Annotated in this window: 22 protein-coding genes; 19 read left to right on the top strand and 3 right to left on the bottom strand. The window is 40.2% G+C overall.

Features of this window, described 5'->3' with window-relative positions; all coding sequences use genetic code 11:
• Nucleotides 1-42: 42 nt before the first annotated feature.
• Nucleotides 43-1,224: an NO-inducible flavohemoprotein gene (hmpA, locus tag QL986_RS14125; protein ID WP_024602173.1), complete on the top strand. Its 1,182-nt coding sequence runs from the start codon at nt 43-45 to the stop codon at nt 1,222-1,224.
• A 39-nt stretch (nt 1,225-1,263) separates the two neighbouring features.
• Here the strand turns inward: hmpA and QL986_RS14120 are convergent, their stop codons facing one another.
• Nucleotides 1,264-1,917 carry an endonuclease gene (locus tag QL986_RS14120; protein WP_013466146.1) on the bottom strand — a complete coding sequence of 218 codons (654 nt, stop codon included), beginning with the start codon at nt 1,915-1,917 and terminating at the stop codon, nt 1,264-1,266.
• 252 nt (nt 1,918-2,169) lie between these two features.
• Between QL986_RS14120 and QL986_RS14115 the strand changes: the two genes are divergently transcribed.
• Nucleotides 2,170-2,550 carry a hypothetical protein gene (locus QL986_RS14115; RefSeq protein WP_024602174.1) on the top strand — a complete coding sequence of 127 codons (381 nt, stop codon included), beginning with the start codon at nt 2,170-2,172 and terminating at the stop codon, nt 2,548-2,550.
• Nucleotides 2,551-2,579: 29 nt separating this feature from the next.
• Here the strand turns inward: QL986_RS14115 and QL986_RS14110 are convergent, their stop codons facing one another.
• Nucleotides 2,580-3,023 carry a PaaI family thioesterase gene (locus tag QL986_RS14110; RefSeq protein ID WP_013466144.1) on the bottom strand — a complete coding sequence of 148 codons (444 nt, stop codon included), beginning with the start codon at nt 3,021-3,023 and terminating at the stop codon, nt 2,580-2,582.
• A gap of 198 nt (nt 3,024-3,221) precedes the next feature.
• Here QL986_RS14110 and lexA point away from each other — a divergent pair, with 198 nt between their 5' ends.
• The 5 genes from lexA to QL986_RS14085 all read left to right on the top strand — a co-directional run bounded on the left by lexA (nt 3,222) and on the right by QL986_RS14085 (nt 8,508).
• The gene (gene lexA / locus QL986_RS14105; RefSeq protein WP_008114166.1) at nt 3,222-3,839 is read left to right on the top strand and encodes a transcriptional repressor LexA; all 618 of its coding nucleotides are present in this window, start codon (nt 3,222-3,224) and stop codon (nt 3,837-3,839) included.
• 493 nt (nt 3,840-4,332) lie between these two features.
• Nucleotides 4,333-5,475: a cytochrome c oxidase subunit II gene (coxB, locus tag QL986_RS14100; RefSeq protein ID WP_036957070.1), complete on the top strand. Its 1,143-nt coding sequence runs from the start codon at nt 4,333-4,335 to the stop codon at nt 5,473-5,475.
• Nucleotides 5,475-7,067, top strand: a complete 1,593-nt coding sequence (gene ctaD, locus QL986_RS14095; protein ID WP_028834828.1) for a cytochrome c oxidase subunit I — start codon at nt 5,475-5,477, stop codon at nt 7,065-7,067. Before coxB ends, ctaD begins: the two co-directional genes overlap by 1 nt.
• Nucleotides 7,067-7,597 (top strand): cytochrome c oxidase assembly protein, encoded by a 531-nt coding sequence (locus QL986_RS14090; protein WP_013466139.1) that lies wholly within the window; start codon nt 7,067-7,069, stop codon nt 7,595-7,597. The genes ctaD and QL986_RS14090 overlap by 1 nt, the downstream gene beginning before the upstream one ends.
• 35 nt (nt 7,598-7,632) lie before the next feature.
• A complete protein-coding gene (locus tag QL986_RS14085; protein WP_013466138.1) occupies nt 7,633-8,508 on the top strand; it encodes a cytochrome c oxidase subunit 3 in 876 nt (291 codons plus the stop codon).
• Here the strand turns inward: QL986_RS14085 and QL986_RS18880 are convergent.
• Nucleotides 8,411-8,719 carry a DUF2909 family protein gene (locus QL986_RS18880; RefSeq protein WP_081485455.1) on the bottom strand — a complete coding sequence of 103 codons (309 nt, stop codon included), beginning with the start codon at nt 8,717-8,719 and terminating at the stop codon, nt 8,411-8,413. The genes QL986_RS14085 and QL986_RS18880 overlap by 98 nt on opposite strands.
• Before the next feature lie 14 nt (nt 8,720-8,733).
• Between QL986_RS18880 and QL986_RS14075 the strand changes: the two genes are divergently transcribed.
• The 12 genes from QL986_RS14075 to cheD all read left to right on the top strand — a co-directional run bounded on the left by QL986_RS14075 (nt 8,734) and on the right by cheD (nt 20,129).
• Complete coding sequence (locus tag QL986_RS14075; RefSeq protein WP_013466137.1) at nt 8,734-9,474, top strand: SURF1 family protein; 741 nt, start codon at nt 8,734-8,736, stop codon at nt 9,472-9,474.
• Nucleotides 9,464-9,958: a hypothetical protein gene (locus QL986_RS14070; RefSeq protein WP_013466136.1), complete on the top strand. Its 495-nt coding sequence runs from the start codon at nt 9,464-9,466 to the stop codon at nt 9,956-9,958. The genes QL986_RS14075 and QL986_RS14070 overlap by 11 nt, the downstream gene beginning before the upstream one ends.
• 12 nt (nt 9,959-9,970) lie before the next feature.
• The gene (locus QL986_RS14065; protein WP_138686991.1) at nt 9,971-10,960 is read left to right on the top strand and encodes a COX15/CtaA family protein; all 990 of its coding nucleotides are present in this window, start codon (nt 9,971-9,973) and stop codon (nt 10,958-10,960) included.
• Nucleotides 10,961-10,972: 12 nt separating this feature from the next.
• Nucleotides 10,973-11,902 (top strand): heme o synthase, encoded by a 930-nt coding sequence (gene cyoE, locus QL986_RS14060; protein ID WP_138686992.1) that lies wholly within the window; start codon nt 10,973-10,975, stop codon nt 11,900-11,902.
• The gene (locus tag QL986_RS14055) at nt 11,899-12,516 is read left to right on the top strand and encodes an SCO family protein (RefSeq protein ID WP_138686993.1); all 618 of its coding nucleotides are present in this window, start codon (nt 11,899-11,901) and stop codon (nt 12,514-12,516) included. The genes cyoE and QL986_RS14055 overlap by 4 nt, the downstream gene beginning before the upstream one ends.
• Nucleotides 12,517-12,679: 163 nt before the next feature.
• The gene (locus QL986_RS14050) at nt 12,680-12,952 is read left to right on the top strand and encodes an STAS domain-containing protein (protein WP_024602184.1); all 273 of its coding nucleotides are present in this window, start codon (nt 12,680-12,682) and stop codon (nt 12,950-12,952) included.
• Between the two features lie 8 nt (nt 12,953-12,960).
• A complete protein-coding gene (locus QL986_RS14045; protein WP_013466131.1) occupies nt 12,961-13,323 on the top strand; it encodes a response regulator in 363 nt (120 codons plus the stop codon).
• 14 nt (nt 13,324-13,337) lie between these two features.
• Nucleotides 13,338-15,413, top strand: a complete 2,076-nt coding sequence (locus QL986_RS14040; RefSeq protein ID WP_138686994.1) for a chemotaxis protein CheA — start codon at nt 13,338-13,340, stop codon at nt 15,411-15,413.
• Nucleotides 15,395-15,880, top strand: coding sequence for a chemotaxis protein CheW (locus tag QL986_RS14035; protein WP_013466129.1), 486 nt, complete (start codon nt 15,395-15,397; stop codon nt 15,878-15,880). Before QL986_RS14040 ends, QL986_RS14035 begins: the two co-directional genes overlap by 19 nt.
• A gap of 48 nt (nt 15,881-15,928) precedes the next feature.
• A complete protein-coding gene (locus QL986_RS14030) occupies nt 15,929-18,628 on the top strand; it encodes a methyl-accepting chemotaxis protein (RefSeq protein WP_024602186.1) in 2,700 nt (899 codons plus the stop codon).
• A 69-nt stretch (nt 18,629-18,697) separates the two neighbouring features.
• Nucleotides 18,698-19,528, top strand: coding sequence for a protein-glutamate O-methyltransferase CheR (locus QL986_RS14025; protein WP_024602187.1), 831 nt, complete (start codon nt 18,698-18,700; stop codon nt 19,526-19,528).
• On the top strand, nt 19,512-20,129 hold the full coding sequence (gene cheD, locus QL986_RS14020; protein WP_024602188.1) for a chemoreceptor glutamine deamidase CheD: 618 nt from the start codon (nt 19,512-19,514) through the stop codon (nt 20,127-20,129). The genes QL986_RS14025 and cheD overlap by 17 nt, the downstream gene beginning before the upstream one ends.
• Nucleotides 20,130-20,132: the final 3 nt, after the last annotated feature.

Here is a 20,132-nt window from a genome sequence, read left to right as displayed (position 1 = left end):
AATGCTAAATGCAAGCAGTTAGTTATTACATAGGAAATAAACATGTTATCCGATAAAACCATACAAATAGTTAAAAGCACGGTGCCATTGCTTGCAGAGGCAGGTACGGTCGTAACCGATCATTTTTACAAGCGCATGTTTAGTCATAATCCCGAACTTAAACATATTTTTAATATGACTAATCAAGAAACGGGTCGTCAGCAATTTGCATTATTTAATGCATTGGCTGCGTACGCGCAAAATCTTGATAATTTAGCCGTGTTAAAAGAGGCGCTAGCGCGAATTAATCATAAGCATACCAGCTTAAATATTTTACCTGAGCATTATCCTATTGTGGGCGCACATTTAATCGGTACGTTAAAAGAGCTTATTCCTGAGCAGTTTACTGCCGATGTTGAATATGCGTGGCGCGAAGCCTACGGTGTACTTGCTGATATTTGTATTACCGAAGAAGCGGCATTGTATGCGCACAGTAAAAACAACCATGGTGGCTGGGCAGGCACGCGCCAGTTTGAAATTACTGATAAACATATTGAATCTGAATTCGTAACTAGTTTTACGCTGACACCTGTGGATGGTAAAGCAGTTATTACCTACAAGCCAGGACAGTACATTGGCATTAAAGTTAAGCCTGAGGGCGCAGAATATGAAGAGATCCGCCAGTATTCTATTTCGCAAAAGAGCAATGCTAAAAACTATCGTATTAGCGTTAAAAAAGAGTGCCAACCAAAGCCTGGCGTGGTGTCTAATTATTTACACTCACTAGAGCAAGGCGCACGAGTAGAGTTATACCCGCCAGCGGGAGACTTCATTTTAAAAAATGAGGCAACTCCAGTGGTACTTATTTCAGCAGGCGTTGGCCAAACCCCGATGATGGCGATGCTTCAAACGCTACTTAGTGGTGATAAAAATCAAGCGATTAGTTATTTGCACGCATGTGAAAACAGCCGCGAATTTTCATTTAAAGGGTATTTAGCGCAGCAAACGGCAATGCATCCACAGCTAAAAACATTTACTTGGTTTAATCAAGGTGGCGAGGAGTGTGATTTCACTGGGTTAATGGATTTAACGGTGCTTGAGACATCATTACCTATTAGCGAAGGGGCATTTTATTTGTGTGGACCAGCATCATTTATGGCTTACGTAAAAGGCCAGCTACTTGATTTAGGTGTGCAAAGCTCAAACATTCACTACGAAATATTTGGACCACACCAAGCGTTATAGGTTAATTAAAAGCGTGTGTTACACGCTTTTAATTTAAACTTACAGCTTTTTACTATTTGTGTTAGCAGCATAAGCTTGTTGTTGCCAAGCATTAAATAGCTTTTGTTGTTTAGCTGAAATTTTTAAACCATACGTTTTTTGCATGTAAGCGTACGCATCGGCAATGCGTTTACGTGCATGAACAGGCGGTTCAACAACACGTTGTTTAAAATTAACTTTAACCTCACAGCGACCATATTGCGTCGCGTTTTGGGCTAACATGCCAAAGCGGTAGTTTGAGCGATCGGCGTTAATTTCACCAATTGCAGGGGCTAAATTGTTTATATCGGCTTCCATCATGCGAAACTTAGCGCTAACTTTGCGGCAGTTTTTACGCCCACCATCTTGCCAACATTGTAACTGGTGACCAAATTCCCATGCAGGGACAATATGTTCCCATTCAATTCGCAGGGCACGTTGATTTACTTTGCCTGAGCGGGTTAGTGTGTTGCGAGGCACGTAGCCACAATGGGTAGGGTCGGGTACCAACTTTTTGCCTTGTTTTTTTATATCGCAACCACAATAAATACTTTTAGCGTTTTCGGGAAGGGTATTAATTAAGTGCTTTTTGGCACTCGAAAACCGCGTAAATTGTTCGCCCATTGCTGAAAAACAAGCACAGCAAGCCAACAAAGCTAAAATAAACCGAATCATATCCATCACATACGTGAACTACAGGAGCGGCTAGTTTAAGGCCTAGAATAAAAAAGTAAACTGCCGCCGGCATGCTTTAATTTTAATTTGCGTATTTTGTAGAGGGCGTTTTTGAGGAGTAAATAGTGGGCAATATTCAGAGGCTAACGCTAAAAATGCGTTAATGAGGTGATTCCTGCGTTGTTGATTTGGTATAACGGTAAAACTGCGTTAAAGTTTGCAATGAAATTAATAGAGGGTAAAAACGAGATAATGTCGGAAATTCAATTTTTAAATGTAGATCTAGAGCTTGAGTCAAAGCAAGATATTAGCGTATTAGTTGCTGATTTAAAAAAGGTCGCAACTATTTTACATTATGATAAAGACGAATACCGTCAACTTGCTCGCATTGAGGTTGCAGGTGAAATAACCACGCCAGATAAAGCGATTAATCACTTGTGTGAGTTAATCGAGTCGTGTTCACGCAATGCATTAAAGCAATGGTTGAGTTGTTCACGCAGAACTTTCGATATTGGGTTTGAGTCTGGCACTTCGCCAAAATGCTTTAACCAAGCCTTACATGCAGATACCTTGTTACGTATATCTGCAATTGGTGCAGGCGTAGAAATTACTATTTACCCTCTCGAAAAGTAATTTAACTTCAACCTTGGTTAATTGACTTACTAGCCTTTTCGCTCAACTACGGCTGCGGTCATACGTGATACGCAGCAAAGCTCATTGCGGCTATTGGTTATTTTAATATCCCAAACCGAGCTGCGCTTGCCGATATGATAAGCTCTCGCTGTGGCCGTTAATGTGCCATTGCGTGATGCCTTTAAATGACTTGCACTGATTTCTTGGCCAACACAATAAAATCGATTGAAATCAACCACAAAATTAGCGGCATAACTTGCTACTGTTTCAGCAAGCACCACATTTGCACCCCCATGAACGATACCCATAGGGTTATGATGCTCTGGAATTGCCGGCATAGTTGCCACTAAGTAGTCATCACCAATTTCACTGATCTCTATTCCCATGGTTTTCATGAGTGTCCCTTGGCCTGTAATACCTTGATCTAATTGCTTACAAAACTCTAATGTAATCGGTTGATGCCAAATACTCATGCTAGCTCCTTGGATAAGTAATTGAGAATTAAAATTTATTAATATGATAATGCGTTGCTAATAATTACATTTATCACCCTGCTTTTAAAGTAGGTTATTGTTTGATGATAACGGCATATAAGGCATTAATTTATATTTGCGATTTTTAAATAACTGTATATACTCACAGTTAATTGTACTGTATGGAAAACCAGTTGTATGCGACCATTAACGAAACGCCAAGCGCAAATACTCGAACTCATTAAAGTGTTTATTAAAGACACTGGTATGCCTCCTACACGTGCCGAAATTGCACAAACACTGGGTTTTAAAAGTGCGAATGCTGCAGAAGAACACTTAAAAGCACTGGCCAAAAAAGGTGTTATTAAAATGAAGCCAGGCGCGAGTCGGGGCATTCAGCTTGTTGAAGAAGAGGAGCCAGAGCAGTTGGGCTTGCCTTTAATTGGCAGGGTTGCTGCCGGTGAGCCAATATTGGCGCAACAGCATGTAGAAAGCCACTGTAAAATTGACCCTTTAATGTTTAAACCTGCGGCCGATTTTTTATTGCGTGTTAACGGTATGAGTATGAAAGACATTGGTATTATGGATGGTGATTTACTTGCTGTGCATAAAACCCAAGTTGCCGAAAATGGACAAGTTATTGTTGCCCGTGTTGACGACGATGTAACCGTGAAGCGTTTAGAAAAAGCGGGCAGAAAAGTACTCTTACATGCTGAAAATGATGAGTTTTCAGCTATTGAGGTCGATTTAGAAAATGAGTCGTTCAATATTGAAGGCTTAGCGGTAGGTGTTATTCGTAACGCTGACTGGATGTAGTATTAAAGCATAATTTAGCGCTTAATAGTGATTAGGCGCTGGGTTTGTTAGCAGCACAATGTCTAACTTATCAAATGTATGACTATATGTTGTTAAGTGCTTCTCCTATCATAAATAAAATCACTAAATACTTTATAAATAAACAAATTTACTCTGCTTTTTTAAGTTAACAATTTTTTATATTTCTATCCTGTAATTTCAATACACCCCTTACTAAACCTGACTCTTAGATTAATTGCCTGACTAGTTGCTATTTTTTTAGCTGCGCATTTTAAAAAATACACCTTGTTTATTTTTCATACTCACCTTGCTTATTGTTTATTTTTTAACTAGTTATTAAAGAGCTGGAATAAAAATAACTCACAGCTTAGTCGTTTTGAGAACACACATTTACTAAATCCAGCACCCTTATAAAAAATAAAAATAACGAATAGGCGTTTAAGCCGTATGCCTCTTCGCTTTGCGTCAGCAATAGCATCAAAGGAGCCGTCACATGGGTAAGCTGAGTTCTTCCTTGTGGCTTATATTGTTTGTTTTTTCGCAGAATGTGCTTGCTAATAGCCAATATAATATGCGTAAAGGCGTAACCGATATAAGTAATAATGTATACCAACTGCACATGACTATTTTTTTAATATGTTGTGTGATTGGGGTGATCGTGTTTGCCATTATGTTTTGGGCACTCATTCATCATCGCAAATCTAAAGGGGCTGTCCCTGCCCAATTCCATGAAAGCACCAAAGTAGAAATACTGTGGACTGCGATCCCTTTTGTCATATTAATTGTTATGGCCATTCCTGCGACTAAAACCTTAATTGCCATGGAGGATGCCAGCAAAGCTGATCTCACCATTAAAATTACAGGCTCACAGTGGAAGTGGCATTACGAGTATATGGGGGAGGACGTTGAGTTTTATTCCATGCTAGCTACACCTCAAAATGAAATAACCAACCTTGCTGATAAAAACCCGAATTATTTGCTCGAGGTCGATAAACCGCTGGTACTACCAATTAATCAAAAAGTACGTTTTTTAATGACTTCAGATGATGTTATTCACTCATGGTGGGTGCCTGACTTTGCCGTTAAAAAAGATGCAAACCCTGGGTTTATTAACGAAACATGGACCAATATTAATGAGGTTGGTACTTACCGTGGGCAGTGTGCAGAGCTTTGCGGTAAAGATCATGGTTTTATGCCTGTTGTGGTAGAAGTTAAAACAGAAGAAGACTTCAAAACGTGGTTAGCAGAGGCTAAACAAGCCAAGCAAAAAGCAGCTGAAGCAGACGCTGCGTTATTAGACCAAGTTGTACCAAAAGAAGAGCTGATGGCGCTTGGTGAGCAGGTTTATATGGCGAGCTGCGCGGCGTGCCATCAGCCAACAGGATTAGGCTTGCCGGGTGTTTTTCCGGCTCTTAAAGGCAGCCCAATAGTCATAGGTGATATCAAAGGGCATATAGATATTTTGCTCCACGGTAAACCAGGTACGGCTATGCAGTCTTTCGCAAAGCAATTATCAATCAAGCAAATAGCAGCTGTTATTACCTATAAACGCAACGCGTGGGGTAATGACACTGGTGATGTAATTCAACCGAGCGAGATACAAGCGGCACTGGATGCTGATGGGGAGGCTAAATAATGAGTAGCATTGCAGAACAACCTAATACCAATGAGGCTCATCATGCCCATCAACCTGCCACAGGCTTTAAGCGCTGGTTATTTACAACCAACCATAAAGATATAGGTAGCTTATATTTAATTTTTTCACTCACCATGTTTTTAATTGGTGGGGCAATGGCGATGGTTATTCGAGCTGAGTTATTTCAGCCGGGCCTACAACTGGTTGATCCTCACTTTTTTAATCAAATGACCACAGTGCATGGTTTAATAATGGTGTTTGGTGCGGTTATGCCAGCCTTTACCGGCTTGGCAAACTGGATGATCCCGCTAATGATTGGTGCGCCAGATATGGCCTTACCGAGAATGAATAACTGGAGCTTTTGGATTTTACCGTTTGCGTTTTTAATCCTATTAGCTTCATTATTTATGCCCGGTGGTGGCCCTGCATTTGGTTGGACCTTTTACGCGCCGCTTTCCACCACTTATAGTAACGACAACACAGCAATGTTTGTATTTGCTGTGCATATTATGGGTATTAGTTCGATTATGGGGGCCATTAATGTGGTGGTCACCATAGTAAATATGCGTGCTCCGGGTATGACGTGGATGAAGCTGCCGTTATTTGTGTGGACATGGTTGATCACGGCGTTTTTACTTATTGCAGTTATGCCGGTACTTGCTGGTGCAGTTACTATGGTGCTCACCGATAAATACTTCGCGACCAGTTTCTTTGATGCCGCTGGTGGTGGCGATCCGGTGATGTTCCAACATATTTTTTGGTTTTTTGGTCACCCTGAAGTTTATATTATGATTTTGCCTGCCTTTGGCATTATTTCTACGATTGTTCCCACCTTTTCACGTAAAAAACTATTTGGTTATGCCTCTATGGTGTATGCCACCTCCTCCATTGCCTTGTTGAGCTTTATTGTGTGGGCGCATCATATGTTTACCACTGGTATGCCCGTGGCGGGTGAGTTGTTTTTTATGTACGCGACTATGCTGATATCGGTACCTACCGGCGTAAAAGTATTTAACTGGGTAGCGACTATGTGGCGCGGGTCTATTAGCTTTGAAGTGCCAATGCTGTTTAGTATCGCATTTATTGTGTTGTTTACTTTAGGTGGTTTTTCGGGGTTGATGCTAGCGATTACACCTGCCGATTTCCAATATCATGATACCTATTTTGTGGTTGCACACTTTCATTATGTACTCGTAACGGGCGCGGTGTTTTCTATTATGGCGGGGGCTTATTATTGGCTGCCAAAATGGACCGGAAACATGTTCAATATTACCTTAGCAAAATGGCATTTTTGGTTGTCGTTAATAAGTGTAAATGTGCTGTTTTTCCCAATGCATTTTGTTGGGTTAGCCGGTATGCCACGCCGTATTCCAGATTATGCGCTACAGTTTGCTGATTTTAACGCCATTATTAGTATAGGTGGGTTTGCCTTTGGTTTATCGCAATTATTATTCGTGGTGGTTGTGTATAAATGTGCAAAGGGGGGCGACAAAGTGCCTGCAAAAGTTTGGGATGGAGCTGAGGGGCTTGAATGGGAAGTTGATTCACCTGCGCCTTATCATACGTTCTCAACGCCGCCGGACATTAAATAATGACTCACTTGCCGTTATTAAAAAAGCTGGTGGTGATTTGCATTGCAATGTTTGCATTTGCATTTGCCATGGTCCCTTTGTATGACGTGTTTTGCGATATAACGGGGCTTAATGGTAAGCCCTCGTTAGAGCAGGCACAGCAAAGTACCTTGGTCACTGAAAATAGAGAAGTCAGCGTTAGTTTCACTACGCATGCGCAAAGTGGTGCGCCTTTTGAAGTTAAATCTAAAGAGTACAGTGTAGATGTAAAGCCTGGGGCCATGCGTGAAGTTAAGTTTAGCGCTAAAAATAACAGCAATGAAGATAAAGTAATGCAGGCTATACCGTCGGTAGCACCAGGAAAAGCGGCCAAGTATTTACACAAAATAGCGTGTTTTTGCTTTGATCAGCAACCGTTAAAGGCAGGTGAAGAGCTGGAGTTTACATTATTGTTTTATGTAGATACTGAATTACCCAGTGATGTAGAAGAGTTAACCCTGTCTTATACCGTATTTGATATTAGCGAGAGGCTAGTAGCCAGTAATAACTAGCTTATAAAACTAGTGAAAAACTAGGAGCAAATAAAATGAATCAAAAATATGAACATTATTATGTACCAGAGCAAAGTCCATGGCCAATAGTTGGGGCAGTTGCGTTATTTTTTATTGCGGTAGGCGCAGCCTTAACCGTAATGGATATGGGCAAAGAGGGTGGTAATGGCGTTTACTTGTTATACGTAGGTATAGCTGTACTACTTTACATGCTGTTTAGCTGGTTTAAAAATGTCATACACGAGTCTGATCAAGGGCTTTATTCTGCACAAATGGACCGTTCTTTTAGGCAAGGTATGAGCTGGTTTATTTTTTCAGAAGTGATGTTCTTCATGGCATTTTTTGGGGCGCTTTTTTATGCTCGCATGTTTTCTGTGCCTTGGCTTGGAGGTGCGGATAACAACGCCATGACAAATGAAGTATTGTGGCCGACGTTTGAAGCCATGTGGCCATTGCTAAATACCCCAGGAGGCACCACGACCCAAGCAATGGGCTGGCAAGGGTTGCCGCTTATCAACACCCTTATTTTGCTTGCCTCGTCGGTAACTTTACATTTTGCCCATGTGGCGATGGAAAATAATAAACGTACCCCACTCAAAGTATGCTTGGGAGCGACCATTTTACTCGGAGTGTGCTTTTTAGGGCTGCAGGTAGAAGAGTATATATATGCTTATAACGATCTTAACTTAACCCTTGATGCGGGCATTTATGGCAATACCTTCTTTTTGTTAACCGGCTTTCACGGCATGCACGTCACCTTAGGAACAATTATTTTATTGGTGGTGTTTTTGCGCATTATGAAAGGACATTTCACTAAAGATAAGCACTTTGCCTTTCAAGCTGCAGCTTGGTACTGGCATTTTGTTGATGTTGTTTGGCTGTGTTTGTTTGTATTTGTGTATGTGCTTTAGTGATTAAGGGGGACTGATTTGCCGTAATAAAACCAAGTTTTAGTGCGGCAATCACCATCACTAATACCACAACAGAAAATAACACCCGACGCCCTAAAAAGTGAGACATAGGGCGTCCATTGGTTTTCCCTGACACCATAATTAATAAAGCACGAAATAAATTAAATAATATAAATAATAACAGTAGAACAATAATAATTTTAATAATCACTGGATTTTACCCTTATGCAGTTAGTTGTATTTAACAAACAAAAGCTTAGCTCAATAATAACAATTTGCTTGGTTGTTATTGTGGTATTGGTTTGTGTGCGACTAGGGTTTTGGCAATTACAGCGAGCAGAGCAAAAGCAACAGCAGCTTAGTGCCATTGAAAATATACAACAACATGGCGTAATGAGCTGGGCAGAGTTACAACAGCTGCCAAAAGAGTGGAACAAAACCGGTGTATTGGTTTCGTTAAATGGTTATTTTGACACTAATAATTATTGGTTGCTTGATAACCAAATCTATAATGGTCAGGTTGGTTACGACTTACTGGCATTATTAAAACTGTCTGATGAATCACGCTTTTTGTTAGTGAACTTAGGCTGGGTAAAAGCAGAACGTTCAAGAGAAATCCTACCAAACGTAACAATACCTAGTGGTAAATTTACGTTAACGGCACAAATTAAAGAAGATAATTTAAGTGGCTTTACCTTAGCCAATAACAATACTCAGTCGGATTTAGCCAAACGAATTCAAATCATTGATTTACAAGCATTGAGTAGCCAATCTAATCGCCCTTTAGTGAATTTTATGGCTTACCGCCAAGGTCAAGCTGATGAAATTGCTGCCCCTCATTATGAAGCCGTTGTTATGAGTCCAGAAAAACATTATGCCTACTCAGTACAGTGGTTTTTAATTGCGGTTGCCTGTGTGGTGGTCGCTATTTTTGCAAGCAGGAAGAGGATAGATAATGAAAAATAAACCCCTGTTACTCTTTGCTGTGTGCTGCGCTATTCCCTTAGTGCTGGCTTACAGCGCGTTAAAACTTGATTGGCTACCTACAGCAATTACTAACCATGGTGAATTTTTAGAGCGTGAAATTAAGCTAGACAATTGGGCGCAGCATAACCCTAAGCAATGGACCATCGCTTTAAATTATTCAGCACAATGCAAAGCGTCTTGCACAGAGCAATTAGCCGCTTTAGACAATTTATATGTTGCCCTTGGCAAAAACCAACACAAAGTTGATATGGCTATTATGGGACAGCCTGAGCTAGTTACAACGCGTTGGCATGTTATTGATGAGCAACAGCAGTTAAAACCTGCCAGTTTGTATTTAATCGATCATATGGGGCTAATTGTACTGGAGTATCCATTTAGTTCTCAACCACAAGAAAACCGTTTGATCCAAAAAGGGTTATTAAAAGATCTAAAAAAATTACTCAATTACTCTCGTTCGAGCTAAGTAGAGGATGCTATGTATAAAAACTATAAAAATTTGGTATTAGCAACGAGTTTATTCGCATTAATTGTGGTGGCTCTGGGCGCATACACGCGTTTAAGTGACGCAGGGCTTGGTTGTCCCGATTGGCCTGGTTGTTATGGCTTTTTAACCGTGCCTAAACACGAAGCAGAGATTGCACAAGCGATTCAAAGTTATCCCGATATGATATTTGAAAAAGCAAAAGCATGGAAAGAAATGATCCATCGCTACTTTGCAGGCACGCTTGGGGTATTAATTTTAGTGTTGTTTATTTTAGCTTTTCTAAAGCGTCAGTACCCAACCACGCCTGTAAGGTTGCCTATAATATTGCTGCTGCTTGTTATTTTTCAGGCCGCATTAGGTATGTGGACGGTTACTATGAACCTACAGCCGCTTATAGTTATGGGGCATTTGCTCGGAGGATTTAGTATTTTAGCGTTATTAACGCTATTGTATTTGCGTCTGACCAGCCAACCTATTACGGGTGGTGATGCGGGCGCAAAACCTCACTTTAAATTAAGCCTCGTGGCATTAACGGTACTGATTTTACAAATCGCCCTTGGTGGTTGGTTAGCGGCTAATTATGCGGCTCCACATTGTAATGGCTTACCGCTGTGTAGTTACGCTCAGCCTTTTTCATTCAGTAGTGTCTTTCAGCTCCCCCTTGAGCACAGTAATTATGAATTTGGTGTGTTGTCGCAACAGGCGCGTATGTCTATTCATTTACTGCATCGAATATGGGCCTTAGTTACTTGCATTGTTTTAGCCTTGGTGATGTGGCGTATATACAGTCATGCCTATTCGCAAAAAATTAAAAGCTGTACGGTGAGTGTGTTAGTGGCGTTATTCTGCCAGATAGCTTTAGGGTTAGCCGTGGTGCATTTTCATTTTCCGTTAGGCGTGGCACTGGCGCATAACTTAATGGCTGCCATACTGTTATTAACTATGGTTAGGTTATGTTATTACCTAAAAGTACGTACTTAGAGGGGAATGATTATGGCACTTACAATTAATAAAAAAGCAATGCAGCCCGTTTACAGCGCATCGTTATTGACTAAAAGTTACCACTTAATCCAAGATTATTTGGCAATAAGTAAATTTAAAGTAGTGGCTATGCTAGTGTTAACAGCATGGGTTGGCTTAGCGCTAGCCCCTGATGTTGGCAGAGGTGTTGGGGTTCAGTTCATCAGTTTATTAGGAATTGGATTACTCTCTGCGGCCGCCGCAGTCATTAATCATGTGGTTGATAGTGAAATTGATAGCAAAATGGCACGCACCCGCCATCGCCCTGTTGCTAAAGGGCGTTTAAGTAAATTACATGCACTGAACTTTGCCACTGTGATTGGGGTTGCTGGGTTTATTATGCTGATGTTGTGGGCAAATACGCTCACAGCCATACTGACCTTATTTGCACTTGTTGGTTATGCGTTTATTTATACGTCATTTTTAAAACGTGCCACACCACAAAATATAGTTATAGGGGGATTAGCCGGTGCAATGCCTCCATTACTCGGTTGGGTGTCTGAAACAAATCAAATGGCGGCAGCCCCTTGGTTGCTGGTGATGATTATATTTACCTGGACCCCACCTCATTTTTGGGCGCTCGCCATCGCGCGTAAAAGTGATTATGAGCGGGCTAAAATCCCCATGTTACCGGTCACCCATGGTATCGATTTTTGTAAAACATGCGTGCTTGCATATTCGGTATTACTCGCCATTGTATGTGTGTTTCCTTATTTGATTGGCATGTCAGGGCTTATTTATCTAAGCGGGGCATGTCTTCTCAATATTGTATTTATATACAAAGCAATTAACTTAAAGTTTGCCGCCAAAGAAGACACTGCGATGGATTTATTTCGTTTTTCGATTATTCATTTGATGATACTATTTATCATCTTATTTATAGATAAATGGCTAGTTATATGAAGCAGTTATGGTGTGGTTTAGTTGTTTTTTCAGTACTCTTTTTATCGGCCTGTAGTGATAAAAAAAATTTACAAGATCTTGATGCGTTAGTTTATGAAACCGCAAAACCGTTATCTGACTTTTCGTTGAGTGATCAACAAGGGAAGTTAGTAACCAAACAGCAGTTTTTAGGCCAATGGAATTTAGTGTTTTTAGGTTACACAAGTTGCCCTGATATTTGCCCGATGACGCTAGCTAAGCTCAACAATGCCTATAAAAATTTGCAGGCTGAGTATCCACTACAAGTATGGTTTATATCTGTTGATCCTAAACGTGATATTGCTCAAAAACGTAAAGAGTACATAGATTACTTTAATCCAGATTTTTTAGCTGTATCAGGTGAACATAAAGACTTATTTCCATTTGTCCGCGAGCTTGGATTAATTTACGCAATTAGTGATAGTAATGAATCCGACTATGCGGTGGATCATAGTGCATCTGTTGCCCTTGTTGATGGCAGTGGCGCACTAAGAGCTATTTTTAAGCCTGAGTTTAAAAAAGGTGATGTGCCTTTAGTTAACACCACTAAGTTAACCGCAGAATTTATTGAAATAGCCGAATACTACAAAAACTAGCTTTTAAAGGTTTTACGATTTTAAAGGGGCTTTATGCCCCTTTTCGCGTTTTTTATTAACGGTTTTTAATTAATTAGTTATTTTTTAGTCGTTTTTATGGCGTTTTCATTATCTCGGTCTAAGCTTTTGTTATGGATTGAGTTGATAAGGAAAAGCTTAAAAAATGCTTAAACTACCAAACGAACTTTCAATTGTTCATGTTGAAGTTTTACATCAAGATTTATTAAGCGAACTTAATAATAGCCGAGATATTTGCTTAGATATTAGCGATGTAATGTCTGCTGATACGGCCTCGGTTCAACTTTTATGTGCCCTACAAAAACATCTCCTTACTATTAATCAAAAAATTGCCTGGGTTGGCAGTAGTGATGCATTAACCAATGCCATTGATCAACTCGGTTTAAGTGAATACTTAGCACCAGAAAGTACTAATTAGAGGTCTATATGAAAAGAATATTAGCTGTAGATGATTCTGCATCAATGCGTCAAATGGTGAGTTTTACGTTAAAAACAGCAGGGTTTGATGTTACCGAAGCCAAAGACGGTAGTGAGGCATTAGCGATTGCCAAGCAGCAAGGTTTTGATGCAGTTATTTCTGATGTAAATATGCCTGTTATGGATGGGATCACGCTTATCAGAGAGTTAAGAGGGCTTCCGAATTACAAGTTTACACCGCTACTTATGTTAACCACAGAATCGGGCATGGATAAAAAGGTAGAAGGGAAAGCTGCTGGGGCAACAGGGTGGATTGTAAAGCCCTTCAATCCAGATCAACTATTAGCCGTGCTAAAAAAAGTAATCCGCTAACCTAGGAGTGCACTGTGAGTATTGATTTAAGCCAGTTTTTTGAAGTGTTCTTTGAAGAGAGTTTTGAAGGCCTCGATGTTATGGAGACTGAATTACTCAACTTAGTGCCGGGCGAAGAAGACTTAGAAACCATTAATACTATTTTTAGGGCTGCCCATTCTATTAAAGGAGGCAGTGCTACCTTTGGGTTTAATTCAATCGCAAACTTCACTCATGTTCTAGAAACATTACTGGATCAAATACGTGAAGGTCAGCGAAATATAAGCAGTGAACATATTAACTTATTACTTAAATCAGTAGATTGTTTAAGAGCCTTGTTGCATTCGCTTAAAGTACAGGAAGAGCCTGATTTAAGCCAAGCTGACTCATTACGAGAGCAGTTTGAAAGATTACTTGGCATGCCTGAAAGTGAAACCGTAGTGGCAGAAGCCAGTGTTGAACAGGTCATTATTAATACTTATCAAATTGATTTTAAACCGCATTTTCATTTGTTTAAAACGGGTAACGAACCGCTGTTTATGATTAGTGAATTAGCTGAACTTGGTGAATTGGAAGTACAAGCGTTTACTGATGTCATACCTGATATTAAAGATTTAACGACCGATGAATGCTTTTTATATTGGCGATTTTTCTTAAACACTGACCGTGACGATCAAGCAATTAGAGAAATTTTTGAGTGGGTTGAGGACGATGCCGATATTAAAATTGAGCTTTGTGGTGGCTTATTTAATGATGGTAAAGCAGCAGAAGCTGCAGTGGTCAACGAACCTGTTATTGAAACACCAAAAACGGTTGTTGAACCCAAAACCAATAAACCAAAAGCACCAACCAGTGCAAAAGCAGCGCCTGAGTCAACTTCCATTCGTGTTGGCATTGATAAGGTCGACTCACTGATTAATATGGTTGGAGAGTTGGTCATTACCCAAGCGATGCTAAATCAGCTTAGCGAACAAGAAATGACGCCTACCACGGTGACCTCGCTTCAAGAGGGGCTTGCGCAATTAGCGCATAACACCCGCGACTTACAAGAAAACGTGATGCGTATTCGCATGCTGCCAATTAACTTTGTGTTCAGTCGTTTTCCACGTTTAGTACGTGATATTGCCCAAAAGCTTAATAAAGAGGTGGAGTTAAAGCTGATAGGAGAACAAACAGAATTAGATAAAACCGTTATGGAAAAAATATCCGATCCTATGGTGCATTTAGTAAGAAACTCATTGGATCATGGTATTGAAACGGTAGAAAAACGTATTGCAGCAGGAAAAGATCCTGTGGGTAAGGTTACATTAAATGCCTTTCATCAGGGCGGCAATATCGTCATTGAAATTATGGATGATGGCCAAGGTCTTAACACTCAAAAGATCAAAGAAAAAGCGATTACCAATGAAGTGATCGCCGCTGACAGTGAGCTAACAGATGATGAAATTAACGAACTCATTTTTATGCCAGGATTTTCTACCGCTGATGAGGTCAGTGACTTATCTGGCCGTGGTGTGGGTATGGATGTGGTTAAGCGTAATATTCAATCATTAAATGGCTCGGTAGAAGTGACATCTGCTGCTGGAATTGGTTCTACTTTTACTATTCGGCTACCGCTCACTTTAGCTATTTTAGATGGGCAATTAGTCAAAGTAGCCAAGCATACTTACATTATTCCACTGATCTCGATTGTAGAATCGTTGCAAATTGATATTGCAAAAGTAAGCCGTGTTGGTAAAGACCTAGATGTACTCAGATTACGTGATGAATACATTCCTATTTTACGTTTATACGACATTTTTAATCACCAAAATGCCATTGAATCGTTAGATAAAACCTTACTAGTTGTCGTGGAAAACGATAATCAAAAAGTTGGGTTACTTGTCGACGATTTACTTTCACAACAGCAGGTGGTTATAAAAAGCTTAGAGGCTAATTACCACAAAGTGGATGGTGTGTCGGGGGCAACGATTTTAGGTGATGGGCGTGTTTCGTTAATTTTAGATATTAGCGGCTTGATAAAGCTTTCAGGGTTAAAAAAGCCAGGTAGCCAAGCATTGAGTATTGAGCCATCGACCATCTTGGAGGATTCATGTTCTCTGAATCAATAGCATTAAATAGCAATATTGAACTACAGCGCAAAGAGGGCATTAAGCAGTTTCTCACCTTTATTATGGCTGAAGAAGAGTACGGAGTAGATATATTAACGGTGCAAGAAATTCGTAGCTGGGAAGATATAACCGCACTGCCAAATGCCCCTGAGTACGTAAAAGGCGTGATTAATTTACGCGGCACCATTGTGCCAATTATTGATTTACGATTGCGCTTTGGTTTACCCACCATTGAGTATGGACCGTTAACGGTAGTCATTATTGTAAAAGTTGAGTTTGAGCAAGAAAGTAAAGTGATGGGGATTACGGTAGACGCCGTAGCGGATGTTTACAGTATTGCTGAGCAAGACGCTAAAGCAGTGCCGAGTTTAACCCAAACAAATGAAAGTGAATATGTCGCAGGGCTAGTGAATGTGGGCGATAAAATGGTCGCGCTAATTAACCTACAGGCAACCATGAATATTTAGCGGTAATAGTAACTAAATAAAGCAAATAACTTAAAGGTGGTGATAAGCATGGGATGGTTTAGTAATTCAAAACAGTCTAAATCAAGCAATGATTTGATCATAAATGCATTGCATAAATCATTAGCAATAATTGAATTTGAGCCTAATGGAAGAATCATTACTGCCAATGTTAATTTTCTTCGTGTAATGGGCTACTCACTCGCTGAGATTCAAGGCCAGCACCATTCTTTATTTGTAAGCCCTAGCGAAACGCAAAGTGATGAATATCGTCAATTTTGGCAGCGTTTGAACGCGGGTGAATTTATTTCAGATGAATTTAAGCGTATTGGAAAAAATGGCAAAGAAGTCTGGATCCAAGCAACATACAATCCTGTTATAGACTCGCAAGGGCAAGTACTTAAAGTCGTTAAATTTGCAACAGACATTACTGAGCAAAAGTTAAAAGCGGTTGAAGCTGCAGGCCAAATTACCGCAATCAGTAAGTCACAAGCGGTTATTGAGTTTAATTTAGATGGAACCATTATTGGCGCTAATGATAATTTTTTAAAAACATTTGGTTATCAGGCAAATGAAATACAAGGGCAGCATCATAGATTGTTTGTTACTTCTGAATATGCAAATAGCCAAGAATATCAAGCGTTTTGGGATAAACTTGGGCGTGGCGAGTATGACAGTGGTGAGTATTTAAGAATAGGTAAACAAGGCGAGGAAATTTGGATATATGCCTCTTATAATCCTATTTATGATATGAATGGTAAGCCATTTAAAGTGATTAAGTACGCCACCGATATCACAGCGCAAAAAGAGCTAGAAAAAACCTCTAAAAAAGCGGCCGACTTGGCTAACGCATTAAAAGTATGCCAAGCAAGTGTGATGATTGCTGATAAAAATTTAAACATTATTTTTGTGAATGACTGCATCAAGCAAATGTTTAAAGCACGTGAAAAAGAGTTGCAAACTGTTTTACCTAGTTTTTCAGTCGCTGGGTTAATGGATATCCGTGTTGATGAGTTTCATCAGGAACTAGCTAATCAGCAAGAGCGACTAAAAAACTTAGATGCTCCTTATAAAACTTCGTTGAATTTAGCTGGTCTTATTTTTGACATCATTGCTTCTCCTTGGACAAATCAAGATGGCAAGTGCTTAGGTACTATTGTTGAATGGCAAGATATTACTGATGAGGTGTCTAAAGCGGATGCTGAACGTGCTAGAGCGCAAGAAAACTTACGTGTTCGCCAAGCATTAGATACCGTGGCAACCAATACCATGATTGCTGATGCCTCGAATGTCATTGTGTATATGAATAGCGCAGTGAGAAATATGATGAGTGTTGCGCAAAATGATATACGCACTGACTTACCTAACTTTGATAGCAAAAACTTACTTAATCAAAGTATTGATATATTTCATAAAAATCCAGCCCATCAGCAAAATATGTTGGCTAAGTTAACGGATACTTACAGTACAGAAATTAAAGTGGGCGGCAGAACCTTTGGTTTAGTGGCAAACCCTATAATCACCACAGACAATGAGCGTATTGGGACGGTAGTTGAGTGGGAAGACAGAACCGCAGAAGTCGCTATTGAAAAAGAAATTGCTCAATTAGTCGGCGCAGCAAGCAAAGGTGATTTAAATGCACGAGTAGCTGAGCAAGGTAAAGATGGCTTTTTCTTACGTTTAGCTCAGGGTCTTAATAGTTTAGTTAAAGTGGTTGACGATGCGGTAACTGATACTGGCAATATGCTCGATGCCATGGCCACTGGTGATTTATCTAAACGGATTGAAAAAGAATACCAAGGCTCGTTTGAAAAACTGAAAACAGATGCAAATGCGACAGCAGATAAACTAACTGAGGTTATTAACCGAATTAATACATCAGCCACTTTGGTGGCCAGTGGGGCTGAAGAAATTTCACAAGGCAATGCTGATTTAAGCCAGCGCACAGAAGAGCAAGCGTCATCGTTAGAGGAAACAGCCTCTAGCATGGAAGAAATGACCAGTACGGTTCGCCAAAACGCCGATAATGCTAAAGTGGCAAATGACTTAGCTGAAGAAACCTGTGATAAGGCGATTCAGGGTGGAGAAGTGGTTAATAAAGCGGTAACCAGCATGTCTGCGATTAATGAATCGAGTAAGAAAATTGCCGACATCATTGGAGTGATAGACGAAATAGCATTCCAAACCAATTTGCTTGCACTTAATGCTGCCGTAGAGGCTGCTAGAGCCGGTGAGCAAGGCCGAGGTTTTGCGGTTGTTGCAGGTGAAGTACGTAACTTAGCGCAGCGCTCGGCAGGTGCAGCGAAAGAAATTAAAGAGCTAATTAGAGACAGTGTTGGCAAAGTTGCTGACGGTAGCGCGCTTGTGAATGAGTCAGGTGTGACGTTACAAGAGATTGTGGTATCGGTGAAACGCGTAACGCAAATGATAGCCGATATTACCCAAGCCTCTGAAGAGCAAAGTGCAGGTATTGAGCAAGTAAATAAAGCTGTATCACAAATGGATGAAATGACCCAGCAAAATGCGGCATTAGTTGAACAAGCATCGGCTGCAGGTGAATCAATGGCGGAACAAGCCAATGAAATGCGCCGTTTACTGCACTTTTTCTCATTAGGCCAGCAAGATATGGCAGTGGTATCGCCTGTTATTCGCACACCTGAAATATCTCATCAGCAACAAAATAGCTTCGTTAGTAATAAAAGCAAAGGTGAAAATTTTGTAGACTCGGCTGAAGAGTGGGAGGAGTTTTAAACTCACTTTAGTTAGGTTCACCTGCAATGTATGCGTGAACCTCGCTTTATTTTTAAATGAGAGCAAATAATGAAAGAGTTTTTATTAACGGATAGTGATTTTAAGGAAGTGGCTCATTTAGTTTATAACGCCTGCGGTATTGTACTAGGAGAGCATAAGCGAGAGATGGTCTACTCACGCTTGGCAAGACGAATTCGTGAGCGAAAATTAACAAACTTTTCAAGCTACCTCGATTACTTAAAAAATCATAAAGATCAGGAGTTTGATGCATTTATCAATGCCATTACCACTAATCTAACCTCTTTTTTTCGTGAAATGCATCACTTTGAGTTTATAAAAGATCAGTTAATACCAACCCTGTTAAAGACAAATAAACAGACTAAGCGCGTTCGAATTTGGTCTGCAGGCTGCTCTACCGGTGAAGAGCCCTATAGTTTAGCAATGACGCTGCAAGGAGCTTTTCCAAGTGATTGGGATGTGAAGATATTAGCCACTGATCTTGACTCTAATGTACTGGCGAAGGCGCAAAGTGGTATTTATACCGCAGCGAACGTAAATGGTCTTGATGATGCTTTACTAAAACGCTGGTTTTTAACCAGTAAAGATGGGCAAAGTTATAAGGTTAAACCTAAGCTGCAGCAATGTATTTCATTTAAGCGTTTAAACTTATTACAAGACTGGCCAATGAAAGGCCCTTTCGACTTGATTTTGTGCCGAAATGTAGTGATTTACTTTGATAAAGAGACAAAGGATCAGCTTTTTAACCGTTATGCCGATATTCTTAATGACCAAGGTTATTTATTTTTAGGGCATTCAGAAACCATGGGTAAAGAGCATGTTTTATTTAAAAACTTAGGGAAAACCATGTATCAAAAAGTAGCCCATGCACACGCAATTTAAGCCAGTATTAGCGGGTTTTGAGCATATTAAACGCTATTGGGACGCCTCGCGAGATCGTGTGGTCGCTAAGGTATTACCAGGTGAGTTTTATGTTTCTAAAAATGATGAGCTAATCACCACCGTACTAGGATCGTGTATTGCTGCCTGCGTTTACGACGATAAGCTAGGCATAGGCGGGATTAACCACTTTATGCTACCAATTCAAAAAGGTGAGCGAATTGAGCAAGCGCATAGTTTAAGTTGTCGTTACGGTAATTGGGCTATGGAATATTTAATTAATGAAGTGCTTAAAAATGGCGCATCCCGGGCAAACTTAAAAGTAAAACTGTTTGGGGGAGGCAAAATAATTAGCGCCATGACAGATATTGGTATTGGCAATATCAGTTTTGCCAATGCATATATAGCAGAAGAAGCGCTAAATTTAGTGGCGCATGATATGGGCGGGCCTTGGCCACGAAAAATATTTTTTAATCCTCATAATGGAAAGGTACAAGTTAAAAAGCTACGTAACTTACACAATAATACGATTGAAAAACGTGAAGTGCGTTACTTACATAATCTTGAGCAACAAACAAAAGCCACTGATATAGAGCTGTTTTAAGGA

Source organism: Pseudoalteromonas sp. APC 3250 (assembly GCF_030407915.1).
GTDB classification, from domain to species: Bacteria; Pseudomonadota; Gammaproteobacteria; order Enterobacterales; family Alteromonadaceae; genus Pseudoalteromonas; species Pseudoalteromonas tetraodonis.
This window is presented reverse-complemented; position numbering and strand designations above follow the sequence as displayed.

Bases quoted from the DNA above. Each gene is read 5' to 3' on its own strand.
- hmpA (WP_024602173.1), top strand. From the start codon at position 43: ATGTTATCCGATAAAACCATACAAATAGTTAAAAGCACGGTGCCATTG.
- QL986_RS14120 (WP_013466146.1), bottom strand. From the start codon at position 1,917: ATGATTCGGTTTATTTTAGCTTTGTTGGCTTGCTGTGCTTGTTTTTCA.
- QL986_RS14115 (WP_024602174.1), top strand. From the start codon at position 2,170: ATGTCGGAAATTCAATTTTTAAATGTAGATCTAGAGCTTGAGTCAAAG.
- QL986_RS14110 (WP_013466144.1), bottom strand. From the start codon at position 3,023: ATGAGTATTTGGCATCAACCGATTACATTAGAGTTTTGTAAGCAATTA.
- lexA (WP_008114166.1), top strand. From the start codon at position 3,222: ATGCGACCATTAACGAAACGCCAAGCGCAAATACTCGAACTCATTAAA.
- coxB (WP_036957070.1), top strand. From the start codon at position 4,333: ATGGGTAAGCTGAGTTCTTCCTTGTGGCTTATATTGTTTGTTTTTTCG.
- ctaD (WP_028834828.1), top strand. From the start codon at position 5,475: ATGAGTAGCATTGCAGAACAACCTAATACCAATGAGGCTCATCATGCC.
- QL986_RS14090 (WP_013466139.1), top strand. From the start codon at position 7,067: ATGACTCACTTGCCGTTATTAAAAAAGCTGGTGGTGATTTGCATTGCA.
- QL986_RS14085 (WP_013466138.1), top strand. From the start codon at position 7,633: ATGAATCAAAAATATGAACATTATTATGTACCAGAGCAAAGTCCATGG.
- QL986_RS14075 (WP_013466137.1), top strand. From the start codon at position 8,734: ATGCAGTTAGTTGTATTTAACAAACAAAAGCTTAGCTCAATAATAACA.
- QL986_RS14070 (WP_013466136.1), top strand. From the start codon at position 9,464: ATGAAAAATAAACCCCTGTTACTCTTTGCTGTGTGCTGCGCTATTCCC.
- QL986_RS14065 (WP_138686991.1), top strand. From the start codon at position 9,971: ATGTATAAAAACTATAAAAATTTGGTATTAGCAACGAGTTTATTCGCA.
- cyoE (WP_138686992.1), top strand. From the start codon at position 10,973: ATGGCACTTACAATTAATAAAAAAGCAATGCAGCCCGTTTACAGCGCA.
- QL986_RS14055 (WP_138686993.1), top strand. From the start codon at position 11,899: ATGAAGCAGTTATGGTGTGGTTTAGTTGTTTTTTCAGTACTCTTTTTA.
- QL986_RS14050 (WP_024602184.1), top strand. From the start codon at position 12,680: ATGCTTAAACTACCAAACGAACTTTCAATTGTTCATGTTGAAGTTTTA.
- QL986_RS14045 (WP_013466131.1), top strand. From the start codon at position 12,961: ATGAAAAGAATATTAGCTGTAGATGATTCTGCATCAATGCGTCAAATG.
- QL986_RS14035 (WP_013466129.1), top strand. From the start codon at position 15,395: ATGTTCTCTGAATCAATAGCATTAAATAGCAATATTGAACTACAGCGC.
- QL986_RS14030 (WP_024602186.1), top strand. From the start codon at position 15,929: ATGGGATGGTTTAGTAATTCAAAACAGTCTAAATCAAGCAATGATTTG.
- QL986_RS14025 (WP_024602187.1), top strand. From the start codon at position 18,698: ATGAAAGAGTTTTTATTAACGGATAGTGATTTTAAGGAAGTGGCTCAT.
- cheD (WP_024602188.1), top strand. From the start codon at position 19,512: ATGCACACGCAATTTAAGCCAGTATTAGCGGGTTTTGAGCATATTAAA.